The organism is Alkalibacterium sp. AK22 (assembly GCF_000585255.1).
Taxonomy (GTDB): Bacteria; Bacillota; Bacilli; order Lactobacillales; family Carnobacteriaceae_A; genus Alkalibacterium.
Genome location: NZ_JANL01000041.1, coordinates 24499 through 44783 on the forward strand (window position 1 = coordinate 24499; position 20285 = coordinate 44783).

Annotated in this window: 18 protein-coding genes; all 18 read right to left on the reverse strand. The window is 45.5% G+C overall.

From position 1 onward, the window contains the following. Positions 1-14: 14 nt before the first annotated feature. Entirely contained in the window at positions 15-2438 is a 2424-nt protein-coding gene (gene rnr, locus ADIAL_RS09305; RefSeq protein WP_231492158.1) for a ribonuclease R, read from the reverse strand. Further along, positions 2439-3179: an alpha/beta hydrolase gene (locus tag ADIAL_RS09310; RefSeq protein WP_034302882.1), complete on the reverse strand. Its 741-nt coding sequence runs from the start codon at positions 3177-3179 to the stop codon at positions 2439-2441. Between the two features lie 174 nt (positions 3180-3353). Next, positions 3354-3584: a preprotein translocase subunit SecG gene (secG, locus tag ADIAL_RS09315; RefSeq protein ID WP_034302884.1), complete on the reverse strand. Its 231-nt coding sequence runs from the start codon at positions 3582-3584 to the stop codon at positions 3354-3356. A 261-nt stretch (positions 3585-3845) separates the two neighbouring features. Beyond that, entirely contained in the window at positions 3846-5321 is a 1476-nt protein-coding gene (locus ADIAL_RS09320; protein ID WP_034302886.1) for a TrkH family potassium uptake protein, read from the reverse strand. A gap of 1 nt (position 5322) precedes the next feature. Further along, the gene (locus tag ADIAL_RS09325) at positions 5323-5988 is read right to left on the reverse strand and encodes a potassium channel family protein (RefSeq protein WP_034302888.1); all 666 of its coding nucleotides are present in this window, start codon (positions 5986-5988) and stop codon (positions 5323-5325) included. A 19-nt stretch (positions 5989-6007) separates the two neighbouring features. Continuing rightward, positions 6008-6430 (reverse strand): potassium channel family protein, encoded by a 423-nt coding sequence (locus ADIAL_RS09330; protein WP_034302890.1) that lies wholly within the window; start codon positions 6428-6430, stop codon positions 6008-6010. Between the two features lie 17 nt (positions 6431-6447). Further along, positions 6448-6759: a hypothetical protein gene (locus ADIAL_RS09335; RefSeq protein ID WP_034302891.1), complete on the reverse strand. Its 312-nt coding sequence runs from the start codon at positions 6757-6759 to the stop codon at positions 6448-6450. Between the two features lie 232 nt (positions 6760-6991). After that, positions 6992-7690: a response regulator gene (locus ADIAL_RS09340; RefSeq protein WP_034302893.1), complete on the reverse strand. Its 699-nt coding sequence runs from the start codon at positions 7688-7690 to the stop codon at positions 6992-6994. After that, entirely contained in the window at positions 7674-9206 is a 1533-nt protein-coding gene (locus ADIAL_RS09345) for an ATP-binding protein (protein ID WP_034302895.1), read from the reverse strand. Before ADIAL_RS09345 ends, ADIAL_RS09340 begins: the two co-directional genes overlap by 17 nt. A 187-nt stretch (positions 9207-9393) precedes the next feature. Beyond that, complete coding sequence (gene eno / locus ADIAL_RS09350; RefSeq protein ID WP_034302897.1) at positions 9394-10695, reverse strand: phosphopyruvate hydratase; 1302 nt, start codon at positions 10693-10695, stop codon at positions 9394-9396. A gap of 92 nt (positions 10696-10787) precedes the next feature. Further along, positions 10788-12317 (reverse strand): 2,3-bisphosphoglycerate-independent phosphoglycerate mutase, encoded by a 1530-nt coding sequence (gene gpmI / locus ADIAL_RS09355; RefSeq protein WP_034302898.1) that lies wholly within the window; start codon positions 12315-12317, stop codon positions 10788-10790. A gap of 1 nt (position 12318) precedes the next feature. Beyond that, on the reverse strand, positions 12319-13074 hold the full coding sequence (tpiA, locus tag ADIAL_RS09360; RefSeq protein ID WP_034302900.1) for a triose-phosphate isomerase: 756 nt from the start codon (positions 13072-13074) through the stop codon (positions 12319-12321). Positions 13075-13206: 132 nt separating this feature from the next. Beyond that, a complete protein-coding gene (locus ADIAL_RS09365; RefSeq protein ID WP_034302902.1) occupies positions 13207-14394 on the reverse strand; it encodes a phosphoglycerate kinase in 1188 nt (395 codons plus the stop codon). 227 nt (positions 14395-14621) lie between these two features. After that, positions 14622-15614: a type I glyceraldehyde-3-phosphate dehydrogenase gene (gene gap / locus ADIAL_RS09370; protein WP_034302904.1), complete on the reverse strand. Its 993-nt coding sequence runs from the start codon at positions 15612-15614 to the stop codon at positions 14622-14624. A 33-nt stretch (positions 15615-15647) separates the two neighbouring features. Then, positions 15648-16682, reverse strand: a complete 1035-nt coding sequence (locus ADIAL_RS09375; protein ID WP_034302906.1) for a sugar-binding transcriptional regulator — start codon at positions 16680-16682, stop codon at positions 15648-15650. A 231-nt stretch (positions 16683-16913) separates the two neighbouring features. Continuing rightward, the gene (locus ADIAL_RS09380; RefSeq protein WP_034302908.1) at positions 16914-17444 is read right to left on the reverse strand and encodes a thioredoxin domain-containing protein; all 531 of its coding nucleotides are present in this window, start codon (positions 17442-17444) and stop codon (positions 16914-16916) included. A gap of 475 nt (positions 17445-17919) precedes the next feature. Continuing rightward, entirely contained in the window at positions 17920-18516 is a 597-nt protein-coding gene (gene clpP / locus ADIAL_RS09385; RefSeq protein ID WP_034302910.1) for an ATP-dependent Clp endopeptidase proteolytic subunit ClpP, read from the reverse strand. Between the two features lie 137 nt (positions 18517-18653). Beyond that, on the reverse strand, positions 18654-20078 hold the full coding sequence (locus tag ADIAL_RS09390; RefSeq protein ID WP_197017796.1) for a cryptochrome/photolyase family protein: 1425 nt from the start codon (positions 20076-20078) through the stop codon (positions 18654-18656). Positions 20079-20285 lie beyond the last annotated feature (207 nt).

Here is a 20285-nt window from a genome sequence, read left to right on the forward strand (position 1 = left end):
GTTACTCCCCCTTTTTATTTGCGTTTTTTACCGGATTTCTTTGTTTTCCTGCGTCCTTTTTTCCGGTTTTTGGTCTGGCTGTCATCCGACTTGTTTCTGCGCTTAAAGCGCCCTTTTTGGTCCTGGCTCTGACTGCCCGCTTTTTCCTTTTTGCCGTCCTTGCCTTTTTTACGGTCTACCGTACGTTTACGGAAACGTCCTTTTTTGGACTTTTTAGCGTCGCCCTTCTGTTTGACGGTTTCCTGAGACTCATCCGGAACCAGCTCAAAATCAATCTTGTAGTTATCTGTATCGGCCCCGATCACCTTGATTGTGACGGTCTGGCCGATGCGGAAGATCTTACCTGTGCGTCGACCCACTAGCAGCAGATCTCGTTCAATGAATTCATAGTAATCATCGTTCAGGTTCGACATATGGATCAGGCCTTCAACTGAATTGTCAAGCTGGACAAACATACCAAAGTTGGTTACCGAAGTTACAACACCTTCGAAAGTTTCACCCAGTTTGCTCAGCATGTACTCTGTTTTCTTTAGTTCGTCTGTCTCACGTTCTGCATCTACGGCCCGTCTTTCCGTAACGGAACTGTGCTCGGCAATATCCGGCAACTTAGCTGCCCATCGGTTGACTGCTTTTTGAGAGCTGTCCACTTCGGTATAGTAGTGGATTAGACGATGCAGAATCAGGTCAGGATACCGTCTGATCGGGGACGTGAAGTGTGAATAAAAGTCGGCCGCTAGACCGTAGTGTCCAATCGGTTCCACATCATACTTGGCCTGCTGCATTGATCTGAGCAGCAGCATACTGATGACGCCCTCTTCCGGTTTTCCTTTAACCTTGTTCAAAATATCCTGAAGCAGAAGCGGACTGATTGTATCCTTGGTCCCTTTGACCTCAATTCCAAAACTTGAGACAAATTCAATGAACCGCTGCATCTTGCCTTCATCCGGCCGGTCATGAATCCGGTAAAGGATCGGCAGGCGGCGCGTTGCAAAGTGCTCGGATACTGTTTCATTGGCTTCGAGCATGAAGGATTCAATCAGGCGCTCTCCGACTCCACGCTCTCTCAGAAGAATATCTACAGGCATGCCCTGTGGATCGACTTCGATTTTCGCTTCTCTTGTATCAAAGTCGATTGATCCTCTTTGTTCTCTTCTTTTTTCAAGAATATGGTGCAGCTCTTCCATCTGTTCCAGCATGTCAGTGATTTCGCTGTACTCTTCTCTGACCTCTTCGTCCTTGTCCATCAGGATCTGATTGACTGCTGCATAAGTCATGCGGTGGTGTGAATTGATGATGCTCGGACTGATTGTATAGTCCACTACGTTACCGCTTCGGTCGATTTCCATTTCACAGGACAGAGTCAGTCGGTCCACGTGCGGATGAAGCGAGCAGATACCGTTTGACAGCCTCTGAGGCAGCATCGGAATAACCCGGTCGGTCAGGTAAACACTGGTTCCGCGCTCCAGGGCTTCTTGGTCCATGGCACTGTCTTCTGTCACATAGTGACTGACATCGGCAATATGCACACCCAAGTAGTAGTTTCCGTTATCCAACTTCTTGACCTGAACGGCATCATCTAAGTCTTTCGCATCGGCTCCGTCAATCGTGATGATCATTTCATCTCGGAAATCCTTGCGTCCTTTTGTCTCTTCTTCGGCAATTGTGTCCGGCACCGCGTCCGCTTCCTGGATCACGGCTTCCGGGAATTCTGTCGGGATATCATATTTGTGAACAATCGTCAGGATTTCGATTCCCGGTTCGTCCTTGTGTCCGATGGTATTTGTCACGATTCCCTTGAGGTCAGTCCCTGCTTGCGTATCATTGTACTGGGTCAACTCGACCTGTACGATACTGCCGGCTGCCGGGCGGATACCTTTTGCTTCAATCTTGACCAGTACATTCGGCAGTTTCTGATTATGGGGCGTGATAAAGCCGTAAAGATTCATTTCTTCCACTTCATCATCCGTGTAAGGCTGAAATTCACCAAACACAACCGTCGTCCCGCGTTCAAGAATTTCAATGACTCTGCCGGCTGGGCCTTTGTCCTGGCTCGGGATGGATTCCTGTGTCACTTCTACTTTGACCAGATCACCATTTAAAGCTGATCGGGTCTCAGTGGGCGGAATAAAAATATCTGATTCATATTCGTCGATCGATACAAAGCCGAAGCCTCTTTCGTTTCCGCTGAAGCGTCCCTGCATGGCCGTTGATCCACCGGTCAGCTTAAATTTTCCGCTTGGCAGCAGGACCATTTTTTCTTCTCTTTCCAGCTGGGCGATGGCCTTGACCATCTCTTTAAACGCTTTGGAACCTGATCTGCCGAGCCCCTTGCTGATGTCGCTGACTTCTACCGCCTGACCTTCCTGTTCTTCCATAAACTGGATGATCTGTTTTTTCAATATGCCTTTTTCTTTTTCCATGTCTTTCTCAGAACTCATTTAAACACTCCATTCTAGGCTTGACAGGTAAGCCAGCACATCCTGCTGCAACTCTTTACCTATCTTGCCGGTTGTGAGAACGTGCGGACCTTCTTCATAGTAGTGAAAATCGACCTGCGCGTTCGTCAGTTTTTCTTTAAATTTCTTGCCAGACTGTTCATTTATCATATTGTCTTTGCCACCCTGGGCAATAAACACTTTTTTCTTTAAGCCACTGTAGTCTTCTTCCATCCTCGCTACATGACGATTGACCCCTTTAAGAATCGCATTGACCTTTTGACGGGCTTCCGGTTCGATTCGCTCCCGTTCGTCCTGGTCCAGACCCGCTTTTTCTTTCATATTGTTATACCAGACCATAAAATGGCCGGCGACACTGGTTTCGTATTCAGAAACGACTGGAGAGGCAAAGATGCCTCCACCCAGTACTTCTTCATTTAAGAGGAGATCAGTAGCGACCACTCCTCCGAGGGACAAACCTAAAGCCGCAACCTGCTCATAGCCTTTTCCCTTTAAAAAAGCTAGTGCTTCCTTACCGTCCTGGACCCAGTCTTCAACTGAATAATCGAACAGATCATCCGGGTCAGTGGTTCCATGACCAGAAAAAACTGGTGCATATACTGTATAGCCTTCTCTCTCCAGAGCCCGCCCTAAGCTCAGCATATCTTTAGGATTACTGGTGAAGGCATGAAACAATAGAACCGCCTTCTTTCCTTTTTGATAAAACAGTGATTGATCTTTCATATTATCCCCTTTCAGTCTCTTCTTCATTCTACCTTAATTTATCCGCTTTTTGTACCGAAATACAACTCCCAAACCTCACAGGCAATAAAAAAGTACCCCTATTTCCAAGCACAATAAGCCCGGAGCTTATTGCGACAAGAGAGAACAGGAGTACTAAGATCAGCTTGAGTTTAATTAAAAGAATCGGGTCAACAGGAAAGAGAGAACAAAGAACAGGATCAGGCTGACCACCGTTGTCTTGATCAGCACGGCTTCAAAGCCTCTTGCTTTTTGTTTTCCAAATAATTGACTCGCTCCGCCCATAAAGGCATTGGATGCACTTTGCGTTTTTGTTGGCTGCATGGCAATAACAATGATAATGAATATAGAAAGTATAAGCATAACCGTTAACAAAATTTCATACATTAAGAACGTACCTCCTTCTGACAAATCTCCTATTTTATAATATACCATAAGCAAATCAGTATTTCCAGTCCGGATTGACCCATGATTCACTGGTGAGACATCCGCCTGGTTCATTCATCACTGAACCTGATTCAAGTACTCTCTGTTGATCATTTTTCGCAATCTTCTGCTTACACTTTACTTATGTGAAAGCCAGTATATCCCATAATTAAAACAGCACTGGAGAAAGTATACTCCGGTGCTGTTCCTATAGCAATAGATTTACTGGGTCGCCTCTCGCAGTTTGTAACGAACAGAAGCTGCTCCAGAGTATATACCGATCAGAACAATAAAGATTTCCAGTCGACCAAGGATCATGCCGATCATTTGAACAATCAGTGTTCCCCCATCGGTTGTCGGGCCAGTTAAGCCAATCGACAGGCCGACCGTTCCCAGTGATGAGGCGAATTCAAACATCGATTCCGTTAGACTCGCGCCTGAAGTCCAGGTAATCAGCAGTCCACCAGTAGTCAGAATCATCAGATACAAGGCAATAAAGCCGATTGTATCTGAAATCAGGTCCGTGTCGATCGAGCGTTTGCCTTGGGCAGTGCCGTAGTATGACAGGCTGACTTTACGCTGGCTGGACAATCGCTTGTAGATATTGAAACCAAGAATGCGAATCATAAGGTACACCCGTGTCAACTTCAGTCCACCGGCTGTTGATCCCAGTCCACCTCCGATGATCATCATGACAATCATAATTCCAATACTTCCTGCGGGCCAGTTTTCATATCCCATCGTTGAATACCCTGTCGTTGAAAGAGCGGACACAATATTAAAAAGCGAATGGCGGATACTATCACCTAGGCTCAAGTACATCCCCTGGAATAGAGAAATAGAAATGATCGGAACAAAAATCAGCAGGAGAATCCCAAGAAAACGAAGCTCACTGACCTTGAAGATTCGGTCGAATTTCCGCTTGGTCAGTAGCATCAGCACCGCAAAATTGGTTGTTCCGATAATCATCAGAACAATGGTGAACGCCTCAATGGCAGGACTGTCAAAAGCTCCTATACTGTCTGCTCGAGTCGAAAATCCTCCTGTAGACAAAGCGGACATCGTATGCAGCAGACTGTCAAAAAACGGCATCCCCAGGACAATGTAGATCAAAGTCCCTATAACCAGAAACAGGCTGTATATCTGGAATATAACCTGTGCTGTTTTCTTGATGTTGGGCATTAGACGGTCCGGGTGTCCTTCGGCATTGTATAAACTCATGGAGTCTTTTCCCTGAATAATCATGATCATCATCATGATGAATCCAAGCCCCCCACAAAACTGCATGAAGCTGCGGTAAAAGAGAAAAGTCGGTGAAGTCTGTGTGACATCCATAACTGAAAGGCCTGTCGTTGTCCAGCCACTGACTGATTCGTAAAGACCCTGCAAAAAGGTCAGCTGTCCTGAAAGCACAAAGGGAAAAGCTCCCAGCAGAAAGCCGTAAAACCACGCAAACAGTACCGTCAGGCTTCCGTCCTGTGAATTATACTGAAACTGGATTTCATCATTTTTATGCCTGAACAGGATACCCACTATCAGTCCCAAGGCAATCGAAACAAAGGATGGTACCAGGAAGGCTCCGAGATAGACTGTGTCATCAGGGTAAAAGGGTACCATGACTACAGGAACCGCAAGGAGACCTCCAATCAAAATCATCAGCTTTCCGATATTGTGTAGTTCTTTAAATTTAGTTTTCATTTTACTCATCACCTATCAGTTGTTTTGTAGCCTGTTCCTGATGGTCAGATGAAATCAGGATCAGCTCATCTCCTGACTGAATGCGTGTGTCTCCTCTTGGGACTAGACCTTTTCCTTCACGGATGATGCAGCCGATAATTACATCTGTCGGCAAGTCGATTTCCATCAGCTTTTTGCCAACGGTCTCAGCTGATTCCGGAATTACTACTTCAGTTATACTAATGCGTCCTGCTCCTGCAGGGATAACTGTCGTGATCTGATCAAGCAAGGCCTGCTGTTCGATGATATTGGTTATCGCATTGATTGCTGACACAACTGAATCGACTCCCATACTGTAAAAGAAATCCACTTTTTTAGGATCATCAATCAGTGTCACTGTTTTATTGACATGAAACTTTTTTTTGCACAGTTCACATATGACCAGGTTGATTTCATCTTTCTGGGTCAAAGCGATTGCTATATCCACCGTATGCACTTTGGCTTCTTCAAGTATATACGGCTTGGTCCCGTCTCCAAATATTACTCCCAGCCGGTTGATTTCCGCCAGCTTCTGGCAGTGCTGGTAGTTTTTATTGACTGCAGTAACCTGATACCCTTTTTTGATCAGTGAATTACTTAAGGCTAGGGTCTTGTTGTATCCTCCTATGAGTAATATATGCTTTTTCATCGTCATTCTCTCTCCTTTTTTATGCCTGCAGCAGGCGGTTAATTTCATTGACTGACAGAATCGCTGGGTAGATCAGGTCGATATGGAACCCTTCATAGACGCTTTTCCGGTCTGGATCATATAGTCTTGAAATGACTTTCTGCTTATCGAACAACTTGGAAGCCATCTGGGAAATCATAATATTTACATTGTCATCGTTTGTCACCACAATAACGGTCTTGGCCTTTTTTATTTGAGCTTCATTCAGTACATTTAAATTGGTCGCATCTCCAATTACTGTTAATCCCCCAAAAGAAGGTGACAATTTCCTAAAGGATGACTTGTCTTTGTCCACGACAATAACATTTCCCCCTTGTTCTGAGAGATCATTAGCCAGGCTAGCACCCAGGCGTCCCGAACCAATAATTAATGTATATTCTTTTTCACTGCTAAATAACTTCATAACGCTCTCCTCCTGTTTCACTTAAATGAATATCTCTGGCTATTATTGCTCAGGTCCCCATTCCGGTAAAGATTCTCTCTGGCCGGACGATAGCCCGGTTCCAGTGCAATCGCCGCCCGGTAATGTTTCATTGCTTCTGCTTTCATTCCTTTTGCTTCTAACAGAACCCCTAGAAGATTATGCGGCTCGGCAGCATGCGGATATTGTCCGACAGCCAGGGTAGCTCGTTCCAGACAAAGCTCATACTGCTTGTCTTTGAATAAGCGCTCTACCTCCTTACAAAGAGTGTTCAGCTGATGCTTCTCATCATGACCAACCAGTGACTTCATGTTCTTCCCTCCTCAATCTGTTCTTCTCTATATATAGAGCATACTCCAGGACCTGTGAGGATGGTGTGAGCCATAGACAGTGGATGTGAGGATGGTGTGAGGAAGGGACAATCATGCGTGACAGGTCTCAGATTTTTTCGTAAAAAAAAAGACCCCACAAGAGAAACGCTACCAAAGTCGGACCGGAGTGCCTGGACTTAAAATAGCGTTTCTCTTGTGGGGTGATGCTCTTCTAATCTTCAACCAGCCTGTAACCTACCCCTATTTCAGTGATAATGTATCGAGGCTGAGCAGGATTATCTTCTATTTTTCTTCTGAGTCCGGCCATCATGGTTCTTAGAGCCTGCGTATCTTCGCCATAAGCGGTTCCCCAGACATGACTGATAATGAAACTTGCTGTCAGTACTTTTCCGATATTCTTAAAGAATAAAGACAGGAGCTTGTATTCCATTGGTGTTGTGTGAATGATTTCCCCGGCCAGAGTGACGACTCTTTTGTCGAAGTCAATCGTCAAGTCTCCAACAGTGACAACCGGCTTGTTCTGCTCAGAAGCGGTTCTGAAATAATGACGAAAGGCTACACGTATCCTGGCCAGCAGCTCTGTAGCAGAAAAGGGCTTAGTCAAATAGTCATCAGCACCCAAATCGAGCGCGTGCGCTTTTTCCTTGTCCTGGTCACGGGCGGACACAATAATGACAGGAATATCTGACCACTCTCTCAATTTTTCAATAACCTTCAATCCATCAAAATCCGGCAGGCCCAGATCCAGGATTACCAGATCAATCTGCTCAGATACCAAGATATTCAAGGCTCCTTGAGCATTGCCTGTAGAGTGAAAATTGAACGCTTCTTTTTTTAATGTGTAGCAAAGAAAATTCCTGATTTGAGGATCATCTTCAACAATGAGGACCGTTTCATTCAGCTTTCCCATTAGGTTCACCTTCCAGAGGGAGTGTAAAAATCAGTTCAGCTCCCTTATCTTTTTTGTTCCGTGCTTCAATTTGACCACCGTGGGCTTTGATGACCGAATCACAAATGGCCAAGCCAAGCCCTGTGCGGTTATAGGCATCAGCATGTTTTGAGCTGGACGTATAAAAAGGCTGAAAGATATTCTCCAGATCATTTTCGTCTATGCCCTGCCCCTGATCGCTGATCGATACAGTGACTTCTTTGGCCTCTGAATCTTTTTGTACCTCTATATCAACAGGTGCAGCCGATGGATTATGCTTGATAGCATTTTCAAGCAGATTGATAAACACCTGCATGATCAGTTTACTGTCCATAGGAATAAGGATGAGCTCATTAGGCATGCTCACTGTAATCCGCTGATTGGGAGAACGCTTTTTGATTTGTCTGACCGCTTCGTCAATAATTTCCTCTAAAGCTTCTTTCTCTTTTTTCAAAATCAGTCTGCCATCCTGAAGCTTGGTCAAGCTAAGCACATTTTCAACCAGCGAATGAAGCCAGATGGCATCGTTATTGATGGCTTCCATCATGCTATAGCGGCTATCCTCGGAATCTGTCATCTCCTTTAGCATTTCCGATGTAGCCATGATCCCCGACAGTGGTGTGCGCAAATCATGGGAAATCCCCCTTAATAAATTTCCCCGGTGTCTTTCCTGAGTGGTTTCCTCCCTGGATTTCAGTCTTTCTTCAGCCAAGTAAACTCTTTCCATAGCCAAGGCGGTATTTTCAATCATAGACAATAACAGTCGCTTGTGCGTATGGTCCAGTGCTCTAGCATTTTCTGTAGGAATTCTCATGACGCCCAGAATATGGTCTTGTCCATATATAGGCCAATCATGAAAGTCTTCAGAACTGGCATCATATCCATTTCGCAAATTGAGTATTTGATCTTTCAACTCCTGTGGTTCTTTCAGCTCTATTTTCACTTGCTTGTTTGCACCAACTTCCTGCAAGAAAAACGGTGCCGGCTCACCCTTATGGTCAAACGGCACACAAGCGGCTTGGCAATCTAAAACTTCACTAATTATATGAATGGATATACTGATAATCTGGCTAATATCCACAGCGTCTGTGAGACGACTAGTCAGACTGTACAGGGCTTTAGCCTCTTTCTCTCTTTCTTCCGCATGCTGCTTGTTCTGATTGGTACGGATCGTTAATGCACTGGTGATCACAGCTGTCGTCACCATAACGCCAAAAGTGATAAAGTAGCTCGGATTGTCTACAGTCAGTGTGTAGTACGGAACCGTAAAGAGATAATTGAACAGTAGGGTCGCAGTAATACTGGCTGTAATACCATAGGCATATCCAAGGGTGAACCGGGAAATGAGGATCACAGAAAACAGATAAATAATCACAATATTCGTTTCAGGAAACCCTATTAAATCAAAAAGAATACCAACTACCGAAGCACTTCCAAGAAAGAAGACCATCAGCATTAGTGCACGGAGCCACTGTTTACGCTCTACAGTTTCTATCATATTTTAACCTCCAGAATATATGCCTGATCTTATTTTCATTTTATAGGAGAGTGTCTTGAAAAGATAGCCTCATTTCATCGAGCCTTCTAACCAGATACTGTCTAAACTAAAAAAAAAAGCCCCGCAGGCCATACGAATGGCTTGCGGGGCTCAGAGAACCGATCAAAATCAGTTCACCTTATTGTGCTTACTTGTTTGCTAGGTTGTAGAAAGCGTCCAGGCCTTCGTAGACTGCTTGATCGCCAAGCTGGTCTTCGATTCTTAGAAGCTGGTTGTACTTCGCAATACGGTCGGTACGTGACAGGGAACCTGTCTTGATTTGACCGGCGTTCAGTGCTACTGAGATGTCTGAAATCGTTGCATCTTCAGTTTCACCAGAACGGTGTGAAATGACAGCAGTGTAGCCAGCTTTTTTAGCCATTTCGATTGCATTGAAGGTTTCTGTCAATGTACCGATTTGGTTAACTTTGATCAGAATAGAGTTGGCTGTGTCGTTTTTGATTCCACGTTCAAGAATCTTAGTGTTTGTAACGAACAGGTCGTCTCCTACCAGCTGAATTTTGTTGCCTAGGCGCTCAGTTAATAGTTTCCATCCATCCCAGTCGTTTTCATCCATTCCATCTTCAATAGAGATGATTGGGTACTTGCTTACTAGTTCTTCAAGGTAATCTACTTGCTGCTCTGCTGTACGCTTAGCACCGTTTTCACCTTCAAATTTAGCATAGTTGTATACGCCGTCTTCATAGAATTCAGCTGCTGCACAGTCAAATCCTAGGTAGACATCTTTACCAGGCTCAAGTCCAACTTTTTTGATGGCTTCAAGAATGGTTTCAACACCGTCTTCAGTTCCTTCAAACTTAGGCGCAAATCCACCTTCGTCACCAACTGAAGTTTCCAGACCACGGTCTTTCAAAATCGCTTTCAGTGCGTGGAAGATTTCTGCTCCCCAACGCAGTGCTTCTTTAAAGGTTGGCGCTCCAACTGGCAATACCATGAATTCCTGGAATGCAATCGGTGCGTCTGAGTGAGATCCACCGTTAACAATGTTCATCATTGGTGTAGGCAAGACTTTGGTGTTTGTTCCACCAAGGTAACGGTAAAGCGGCATATCCAGGTAATCAGCAGCTGCACGTGCAACAGCGATAGAAACGCCCAGGATGGCATTGGCACCTAATTTACCTTTGTTGTCTGTACCGTCAAGTTCGATCAACGCTTTGTCAATACCCATCTGGTCACGGACATCCATACCAATGATTGCATCAGCGATAGTGTCGTTTACGTTTTCAACAGCTTTAGAAACACCTTTACCCAGGTAACGGTCTTTATCGCCGTCACGCAGTTCAACGGCTTCGTGTTCACCGGTCGAAGCTCCTGAAGGAACCATTCCGCGTCCGAAAGCACCTGATTCTGTAATGACTTCGACTTCGATTGTTGGGTTACCACGTGAATCAAGAACTTCGCGTGCTAGTACATCTGTAATAAATGGCATTAATATTCTCTCCTTTGATTGTCTTCTCCCGTTTCGGGAAAATTAGGGTTAGTTTATTTTAATCGTTCCTTAAATGGAACAGTTTAAAATCATTAGTGTTGGATCAGGCTTTCTCCAGTCATTTCTGCTGGCTTATCTAGCCCTAGCAGATCAAGCATGGTTGGAGCCACATCGGCAAGCTTACCGTCGTTTCTCAAGGTCACACCTTTTTTCGTAACGATTACCGGTACAGGCACTGTCGTGTGCGCCGTATGCGGGCTACCTTCTGGAGTCAGTTCTGTGTCGGCATTGCCGTGGTCGGCAAAGATGATCACCGATCCGCCTTTTTCATGGATCAGATCAACGACGCGTCCCAGGTTTTCATCAACGGCCTCGATAGCTTCGACTGTCTTGTCAAGCATACCCGAGTGACCAACCATGTCCGGGTTCGCATAGTTCAAGATGATGGCATCATGCTGATCGTTTTGAATGTCTTCAACGAGCGCATCTGTTACTTCATAAGCACTCATTTCAGGTTTCAGATCATACGTCTCCACTTGCGGTGACGGGATCAGGATACGCTTCTCTCCCGGGAATTCGTCGTTTGTTCCGCCATTCATGAAGAACGTCACGTGCGGGTACTTTTCTGTTTCAGCGATACGCAGCTGTTTTAAGCCGTTGTCAGACAAGACTTGGCCAATCACATTTTTCATTAGTGTGGGCGGGAACATAATGTCCGCGTCCATATCTGCCGTATACTGAGTGAAGGTTACAAACTTGACGTTTGACGGTCTTTCTCCGCGATCAAAATCATCAAAGTCAGGTTCTGTCAGTGCACGGGACAGCTCGATGGCACGGTCCGGTCTGAAGTTGAAGAACAGTACAGCATCATTGTCTGATACAGTTGCTGTAGGTTGCCCGTCTTTTTCGATAACAACCGGCTCGACGAATTCATCCATCACTTCCTGCTTGTAGCTGTCCTTCATGGCTTTAACTGGATCTATTGCCTTGGCCCCTTCACCGTGGACAATGGCATCATAGGCGCGCTTAACTCTAGCCCAGCGTGTATCTCTGTCCATGGCAAAGAAACGGCCGGAAATCGTAGCAATCTCTCCTACACCCAAATCAGTGACGATGGTCTGCAGCTCTTCAATAAAGCGTTCCCCTGAATCAGGTGCCACATCACGGCCGTCAGTAAAGGCGTGGATGTAGACTTTGTCGACTCCCTTTTTCTTGGCTGTTTCAATCAGGGCCGTCAGATGACGCTGGTGGCTATGCACGCCGCCGTCTGAAACCAGTCCAAACAAATGCAATGCCGAACCATGTTTTTTCACATGATCGATTGCACCGTTAAAGGCTTCATTGGTTTCAAATTCCCCGTCTTCAATAGCTTTATCGATACGCGTAATGCTCTGGTACACAACACGGCCGGCACCAATGTTGGTGTGTCCGACTTCAGAGTTTCCCATCTGACCTTCCGGAAGGCCGACAGCCAGACCGGAAGCCTGCATGGTGCTGTGCGGGAATTCATTCCAGTAGCGGTCAAAATTCGGCTTGTTTGCCTGTGCAACGGCATTCCCGTATTCTTCTTCGCGCCATCCGAATCCATCAAGGATAATGATGGCTACAGGTGCTTTACTCATGTTATTCAGCCGCCTCCAGTAATTGCAGGAAGGAATCAGCTTCCAGGCTTGCTCCTCCAACCAGTGCGCCGTCGATATCAGGCTGAGCCATCAGCTCTTTGATATTCGCTGGCTTAACTGACCCCCCGTACTGAATACGGACAGCATCCGCAACATCCTGAGAATAGATGCTTGCAACGGTTTGACGCACAACGGAAATCGTATCGTTGGCATCTTCAGCTGTCGCTGTTTTGCCTGTTCCGATTGCCCAGATTGGCTCGTACGCGATCACGACATCCTTGACTTGGTCACCAGACAGCCCGGCAAGTGCTGCTTTAACTTGGTCAGCAACAAGCGTATTCGTTTGTCCTGCTTCTTTTTGTTCCAGTGTTTCTCCTACACAGATAATCGGCACCATGTTGTGCTTAATTACGGCGTGCGCTTTTTTATTGATTTCTTCGTCTGTTTCATGGAACAGCTCACGACGCTCGGAGTGTCCGATAATGACGTAAGCAGCACCAATATCCTGAAGAGCTTTCGGGCTGATTTCGCCTGTGAAGGCTCCTTCATCTTCAAAGTAGCAGTTCTGAGCTGCAATTTTAAGGTCTGTATCGACAGTCAAGTCAATCAGGCTCTGAAGAAACAGGCTGGGTGCACCAATAACAGCATCTACTTTATCTGAAGCTGGGATTTTACCCAATACTCCATCAATAAAGCTTGCTGCTTCTGTAGACGTTTTGTTCATTTTCCAGTTTCCGGCAATAATCGGTTTACGCATGCTCTCATCCTTCTTTCTACTTATTTGAGTCAGTAAGGGTTACCTTACTGTTTCGTCAATTAAACGTCTTAGACGGATCGGGTTTTCTGTACACCCGATCCAGCCAGACCGTCTTGAAAAATTTCAACTGTATTATTTGTCTGAGATAGCTGCAATACCAGGTAGTTCTTTACCTTCTAGGTATTCCAGTGAGGCTCCGCCACCTGTTGAGATGTGACTGAAGTCTTCTTCAAAACCTAACTGCTGGGCAGCGGTCGCGGAGTCTCCCCCACCAATAATGGTTGTTGCATCCTGCAGTTTAGCCAGTGCTTCACAGACTTTGACTGTCCCTTGAGCAAAGTTTGACATTTCAAACACGCCCATCGGTCCGTTCCAGACAACTGTCTTGGCATTTTTCAGCTCATTTTCAAACAGTTCAACTGTTTTTGGTCCGATGTCCAGACCCATTTTACCTTCAGGAATGTTTTCTCCGACGATATCGGTGTCTACATCGTTGGAGAATTCAGCTGCTACCACAGAGTCGACTGGCAGTACCAGTTTATCTTCGGCTTTGTCAATCAATTCTTTAGCCAAAGATACTTTGTCTTCCTCGACTAGCGAGTTGCCGATGTCATGTCCCAGTGCCTTGTAGAAGGTATAGGTCATGCCTCCACCGACAAGCACTTTGTCTGCTTTAGCAATCAGGTTTTCAATAACACCAATCTTGTCGGAAACTTTCGCTCCACCAAGAATCGCGACAAATGGACGCTTAGGCTCATCCACTGCTCCACCAATAAAGTTGATCTCTTTTTCAACCAGGAAACCGGCTGCAGATTCAAGATTTGAGGCGATACCCACGTTTGAAGCGTGCGCACGGTGAGCAGTACCGAATGCGTCGTTGACATACACGTCACCCAGGCTTGCCCAGTATTTACCTAATTCAGGATCGTTCTTGCTTTCTTTCTTGCCATCTACATCTTCGAAACGTGTATTTTCAAACATCAGCACTTCGCCGTCAGCTAGCTCAGCTACTGCTTTTTCTAGTTCTTCTCCACGTGTCTGCGCGACGAATGTGACGTCTTTTCCTAACAGTTCACCTAAACGTTCAGCTACAGGCTGCATGGAAAGACCCGCTTTATCTTCTTCGGTCTTTACACGTCCTAGGTGAGAAAAGACGATCAGCTTTCCGTTTTGCTCCAGGATGTATTCAAGTGTTGGTAAAGCTGCCTGAATACGGTTGTCGTTCGAGATTTTTCCGTCTTTCATCGGTACATTGAAATCTGCACGCACTAATACTTTTTTGCCGTTCAACTCTAAATCTTTAACTGTCTTCTTTGCCATGAATGGATCCTACCTTTCTGGATAGAAAAATATATTGGAGTAGCAAGGTGTTCGTGTCCACAAAAAAAGGGGGAAGCGCGATTCCCTATATTTAAATTGAACAGGCCTGAATGTCTTGCTTTCGCAATTCCGCTTTGTTCTTTAAATAGTAGAGTATATGCTCCCCCGCTTATTTATTACTGTTTCATTATTGAGTCAAGCTTTGGAGGCTTGTGCTGGATTGTTGCTTATAATCCTGCGAAGTACTCCAGAGTTGATACCATGTTTCCAGTGAAGCCGTACTCGTTGTCGTACCAAGCTACAGTCTTGACAAGCTGACCGTCTTCGCTGTCCATGATTTTTGTTTGTGTTGCATCGAAGATTGACCCTGCAGGTACGCCAATAACGTCTGAAGAGACGATTTCGTCTTCAGTGTACAGGTATGCGCTTGATGAAGCTTTCTCCATTGCTGCATTTACTTCTTCAACTGTTACGTCTTTTTTCAGTACAGAATACAGTTCAACCATTGAACCTGTGATAGTTGGGATACGTACAGCTGTTCCGTCGATTAGTCCGTTAACTTCAGGAATAACTTTACCTACTGCTTTAGCAGCTCCTGTAGAAGCTGGAATCGCGTTTGCTGCGCCGGCACGGTTTTTACGTCCGCCTGGTGCATCCTGCATTGCCTGAGTTGCAGTGTAAGCGTGGATAGTGCTCATTAGTCCACGGCTAATTCCGTACTCAGTGTTCAGTACGTTTACCATTGGTGCCAAGCAGTTTGTCGTACATGAAGCAGCAGATACAATCTGGTCGTCAGACTCAAGAATGTCGTGGTTTACACCGTAAACGATTGTTTTAAGATCGCCTTTAGCTGGTGCAGAAATCAGTACACGTTTAGCTCCTGCATCTACGTGTGCTTGAGAAGCTTCTTTAGATACGTAGAAACCAGTACATTCAAGAACGATGTCGATGTCCAGGTCTCCCCATGGCAGTTTGCTTGCATCTTTTTCAGCGAAAGATTTGATTTCTTTTCCGCCGACTACAAGTGCGTCACCTTTGACGTCTACATCGTGCGGGAAACGACCTTGAGCAGTATCATATTTCAGTAGGTAAGCCAAGTCTTCGTTACTTGTCAAATCGTTAATTGCCACGACTTCCAATTCTGTATCGATTTCCAGGATACGGCGTAGTGCTAAACGACCAATACGACCAAAACCATTAATTGCAACTTTTACTGACATAACTTAATTTCCTCCTTAGGAAATAAAAAATTTTTATTTTAAAGGGTTTCCCCCATTTAAAATCTCGTTTGCGGCTGCCTCATCCGTCACTAACCATGTGTGCGGAGGGACAGTTTTCATGTGCGCCTTGATAGCGGTAGCTTTTTTGCGTCCACCGGCTACGGCTACAACATGCGGAATGCTTGGCAGCTTGGATGACTGCAGACCGATACGGGAAAGTTTGAATACAATGTCCCCGGCTGGATCGATAAATTCACCGAACGCTTCCGCAACAGCACTTTTTTCAATCAGCTGTTTCATCGTCTCTTCTTCCAGTCCTCTTCGCTGAGCCATTTCAAGCGCGCTACCTATACTATATAAGACAAGCGTCGCATTTTCCAGTATTTCAATTGTTTCCTTAATTTCAGGTTCTTCAAGAAGCAGCGAATAGGTCTCCAACCGCACATGTTCAGGTGCGTAGAGGGCTCTGCTTTTACCGCCGGTCTTTCTGGCCATGCTTTCGGCAATGGCGTTGGCCTGAATATCAACCGATTCTCCAAGTCCCCCACGTGCCGGTACAAACAGCAGTTCCCGGTGCATACCGATCTGCTGGGTCATGACCTCAGCCACTTCAAGCATCGTTGTCCCCCCCATGACAGCAATGGTACTCTTGCCTTCAGGCAGCAGGAAGTCCAACACTTCTGTTGTCGCCCGAGCCATATCGACTAGGCTCGCAATATCCTTATCAGAGTTGCCAATGACAATCGTGCAGTGCTGAATTCCCAGCTTGTTGGCCAAGCGGGCTTCCTTTTCCTGCGACTGAACATGCTGGCCCATGAGCTCTTCTAGCTGGTAAAAAACCGTGATTCCCGTAGGGGTACACTCCATACCCTGACTGGAAATTTTGATCAGCCCCTGACTTCTCAGGACCTCAACTTCTTTTCTCAGCACACGTTCCGTAAAGCCTAGACGCTCGGCCAGTGTCCTGCGACCGATCGGACCAGACTTCTGTATGTGACTCAGGATATAAAACCGTTTCTTCAATATATGAAGTGTGCCCGGTGCTACTTTTTCAATAACTGACAGCATAACGAAACGGCACCTTCCCTGACACAAATCTAAATTGTATTAAACTTTTTACTTAATGAACTTCCTTAGCACGTTCTATTACAGTGTATCAAGAAGCGGGGCAGATTTCAACCCAAAAAAAGAATTAGGCGGGACTTTTTACGCCCAACGCATGCCCCTGCTTTTTTTTATCTATTTTACCCTCCAGACCCGCTGCTAAATCTTGCACGAGTCTTTCTAGGGCCGACAGGCTTAGTGTTTCAGCTTGTTTTCTACGATATCTCTCAGTTCTTCTACCGATATATGTTCATCAAAAACATGCTCCCCGATAAAAATTGTCGGTACTAAACGCACGTTGGCTTCTGCTGCTTCCTGGACAATGGCTTCGGATTGACTGCGGTTGTCCTGCTTTCGTGCCTGACGCTGTGTCTCTGCAAAAACGGATAGATCCTGATCCGGCAAAGCAGCCCAATCGTTAAAGTGATGCATGTAATAATTCAGATCCTCAGCTGCGCGTTTCCTGTCCTCATAATCCAAATAAGTGTGGAGGATATTCCCCTTTCTCAATCCTGGCTTGTCCTTGTCAAACAGCTTTACGATTCGCTGGACCTGACCGTTCGATACATAAGGATCCAGAACCTGGCCGGATTTGTCCCACCACTCTTTGCAGTATGGACATCTGAGGTTGATAAATTCAACTGTTTTAACAGGCGCGTCTGCCTGTCCCAAGTGAAAACCGACCGTCTGATTAACTGCTTCGCTGTTAATTTGCTCTGTATTCATTGTTTCCTCCTTAGTTAATCCCTGCAACATTCATTATACCTTTGTGAAAAACGTCTGGCTAATGATAAGCTTTAACTATCCGTGCTTGATTTACTGCTGTTTCGTATGATACGAGTTTGTGATTTATATATTGGCTGACTAACCTGAAAAGGCCGTTAGCCCGGTCCATTACACCTAGCTCTTAGGCAAGTCTACCTCTTTGTTTTCTTTCTGATAGATCTAACTACAGCCCAATCGTCGAGACTTCCCTTCAATTCTTGTACCCGTTTCAATATCTACCATGCAGACCTGGCATCAAAACTGACAATCAGGTCTACTGTATTTATTTTCACTTGTGATTCATGGTACCTGTTCCTTTTGAATAAAAATGCAAAGAGGTGCACACCTGAAGCCAGGACAGCAAAAAGCCCTTGACCAGATGCGTTATACACCTAATCAAGGGGCCTTTATATTTTAAATGGATACGGATTTTAAATCAGCTTCCCAGTTCTGCCGAACTATCCATGATAGAATCGACTAAGCCATAATCCTTGGCTTCGTCAGCTGTCATAAAGAAGTCACGGTCAGTATCTCTTTCGATAACTTCCATTTCCTGACCTGTACGCTCAACCAATATTTTGTTCAAGCGGTCGCGTGTTCTTAGGATATGCTTGGCTGCGATTTCGATTTCAGTTGCCTGACCCTGCGCTCCACCCAGTGGCTGGTGGATCATGACTTCCGCATTTGGCAGAGCAAAACGCTTGCCTTTCTTACCAGCAGCCAGCAAAAAGCTTCCCATTGAGGCAGCCAGTCCGATAGCGATTGTCTGAACATCAGCTTTAATGAAGTTCATTGTATCGTAAATGGCAAGGCCAGCCGTGACACTTCCACCTGGAGAGTTAATGTAAAGGTAAATGTCCTTTTCAGGATCCTGCGCATCCAGGAAAAGCAGCTGTGCAATCACTGAGTTGGCAACCTGATCGTCAATCGGTCCACCCAGCATGATGATGCGGTCTTTTAACAGACGTGAATAAATGTCATATGCACGTTCACCACGTGGCGACTGTTCAATGACTGTAGGTACTAAATTCATGTGTTTTCCTCCTAAAATTCAATTCTTAATTAGTGTAGCATACTTAAAGCTCATGGTGAATCTAAAAAGATTATACACTAAAGGTCAAACAAGGTCAAACTCTCCTGAACTGCCTGATTCTCTACCTTACCCCATTTTCAGCTCTTGCTTCCCTGAACCTTTTTCTTACTGTCTTCATACGCCTGAATAGCCAGCTCACGACTCTGCTTGTGATCCACAATCGGTCTTGGATAGTCTTCCCCCAAATGTACACCGAATGTTTCCTGTTCTTCATCTGACAACTTGGACGGATCATGAATTTTTTTACTCGTTATATTTTTCAGCTCGGGTACGTACTGACGAATGAAATCTCCATCCTTGTCGTACTTTTCAGACTGGGTATTGGGATTGAAGACACGGAAATAAGGTACCCCGTCAGTTCCCGTCGATGCAGCCCACTGCCAGCCTCCGACATTACTGCTGACATCATAGTCGACCAGCTTTTCCTGAAAATACCGTTCGCCCCACTTCCAGTCAATCAGCAGATCTTTAATCAGGAAGGAAGCAGTAATCATGCGCAGGCGGTTGTGCATCCAGCCGGTCTGATTCAGCTGTCTCATTGCCGCATCCACAATTGGATAGCCAGTCTGACCCTCTGTCCATTTTTTGAAGTTGTCTTCGTTGTTGTCCCACTGGACTTTCCTGAAATTCTCGTCGATCTCCGTGTCTTTCTGATCCGGATTGCCGGCAAATACCATATTGTAAAAATCACGCCAAGCCAGTTCCTGTATATAGGTCTCCCGGCCTTCTGATTGCGGCGCTTGCATGACCTTGTGGTATACAGTCCGGACCGAAATCTCCCCTGAGCGTAAATGGTGGGACATGTGGCTGGTCGCGTCTTTCAGCGGAAAATCTCTGGCTTCCTTATAGTCTTTTAAATACTCATCGATAAAATTATCCAGACTGTCGTGGGCTGCTTGTGTGCCCTGCTTGAGCTCCTTGAGCTCTTTTTGCTGGCTCAAGAATGCTTCAAACGAATCACGGTCTTCTGTAAACACAGGACGCTGCATGACTTTATCAGCATCAAAGGATACCTCGACCGGTTCGGGTTTTTGCAGTTCTTTCCATTTTCTAAAATAAGGCGTGAACTTCTGATAAGGTGTACCGGAGTTGGTCTTGATTTCACCTGAGGCATGCATATGATGATCGAAATACCCGTGTGCCTTGATGTTTTTTTCCTTAAAGAATGCCGCGATCATCTTGTCCCGTTCCAGCCCATATCCTTTTTCATCACGGTTGATATAGACATCGGTCCAGTCAGCCAACTCGTCATAAAGCTTTTCAAAGCACGCCTTCAAGTCTCCTTTCAGAATATGCAGCTTGCCGCCCTTTTCTTCTATTTCCTCCCGCAGCGTCTGCACACTACTAAAAAAAGAGGCCTGATTGGTGGAGCCTTCTTCCAGAAACTGTTCCGGATTCACGTGAAAAACCATATATAGCCGGTCTGCTTCTTCAAAGGCATGTTTCAACGCCATATTATCTTCTAGTCTTAAATCTCTTCTAAACCACATCACTGATGTCACACTGATTCCTCCCTGAACACTTTGTTATTTTAATAATGTACCATGTTCGCGCCCCGAATCACTATTCATAAGCAAACTTAAAACACAAAAAATCAGCGACAAGGAAATAAGGAACGGTCTGCTTGCCTCCCTGCGGTATAAAAGAGAAAAGGGGGGCGTTTGCAGCAGCAAAAAGATCTGCACCCGCAGGCACAGATCTTTTTTAAA

Bases quoted from the DNA above. Each gene is read 5' to 3' on its own strand.
- rnr (WP_231492158.1), bottom strand. From the start codon at position 2,438: ATGAGTTCTGAGAAAGACATGGAAAAAGAAAAAGGCATATTGAAAAAA.
- ADIAL_RS09310 (WP_034302882.1), bottom strand. From the start codon at position 3,179: ATGAAAGATCAATCACTGTTTTATCAAAAAGGAAAGAAGGCGGTTCTA.
- secG (WP_034302884.1), bottom strand. From the start codon at position 3,584: ATGTATGAAATTTTGTTAACGGTTATGCTTATACTTTCTATATTCATT.
- ADIAL_RS09320 (WP_034302886.1), bottom strand. From the start codon at position 5,321: ATGAAAACTAAATTTAAAGAACTACACAATATCGGAAAGCTGATGATT.
- ADIAL_RS09325 (WP_034302888.1), bottom strand. From the start codon at position 5,988: ATGAAAAAGCATATATTACTCATAGGAGGATACAACAAGACCCTAGCC.
- ADIAL_RS09330 (WP_034302890.1), bottom strand. From the start codon at position 6,430: ATGAAGTTATTTAGCAGTGAAAAAGAATATACATTAATTATTGGTTCG.
- ADIAL_RS09335 (WP_034302891.1), bottom strand. From the start codon at position 6,759: ATGAAGTCACTGGTTGGTCATGATGAGAAGCATCAGCTGAACACTCTT.
- ADIAL_RS09340 (WP_034302893.1), bottom strand. From the start codon at position 7,690: ATGGGAAAGCTGAATGAAACGGTCCTCATTGTTGAAGATGATCCTCAA.
- ADIAL_RS09345 (WP_034302895.1), bottom strand. From the start codon at position 9,206: ATGATAGAAACTGTAGAGCGTAAACAGTGGCTCCGTGCACTAATGCTG.
- eno (WP_034302897.1), bottom strand. From the start codon at position 10,695: ATGCCATTTATTACAGATGTACTAGCACGCGAAGTTCTTGATTCACGT.
- gpmI (WP_034302898.1), bottom strand. From the start codon at position 12,317: ATGAGTAAAGCACCTGTAGCCATCATTATCCTTGATGGATTCGGATGG.
- tpiA (WP_034302900.1), bottom strand. From the start codon at position 13,074: ATGCGTAAACCGATTATTGCCGGAAACTGGAAAATGAACAAAACGTCT.
- ADIAL_RS09365 (WP_034302902.1), bottom strand. From the start codon at position 14,394: ATGGCAAAGAAGACAGTTAAAGATTTAGAGTTGAACGGCAAAAAAGTA.
- gap (WP_034302904.1), bottom strand. From the start codon at position 15,614: ATGTCAGTAAAAGTTGCAATTAATGGTTTTGGTCGTATTGGTCGTTTA.
- ADIAL_RS09375 (WP_034302906.1), bottom strand. From the start codon at position 16,682: ATGCTGTCAGTTATTGAAAAAGTAGCACCGGGCACACTTCATATATTG.
- ADIAL_RS09380 (WP_034302908.1), bottom strand. From the start codon at position 17,444: ATGAATACAGAGCAAATTAACAGCGAAGCAGTTAATCAGACGGTCGGT.
- clpP (WP_034302910.1), bottom strand. From the start codon at position 18,516: ATGAATTTAGTACCTACAGTCATTGAACAGTCGCCACGTGGTGAACGT.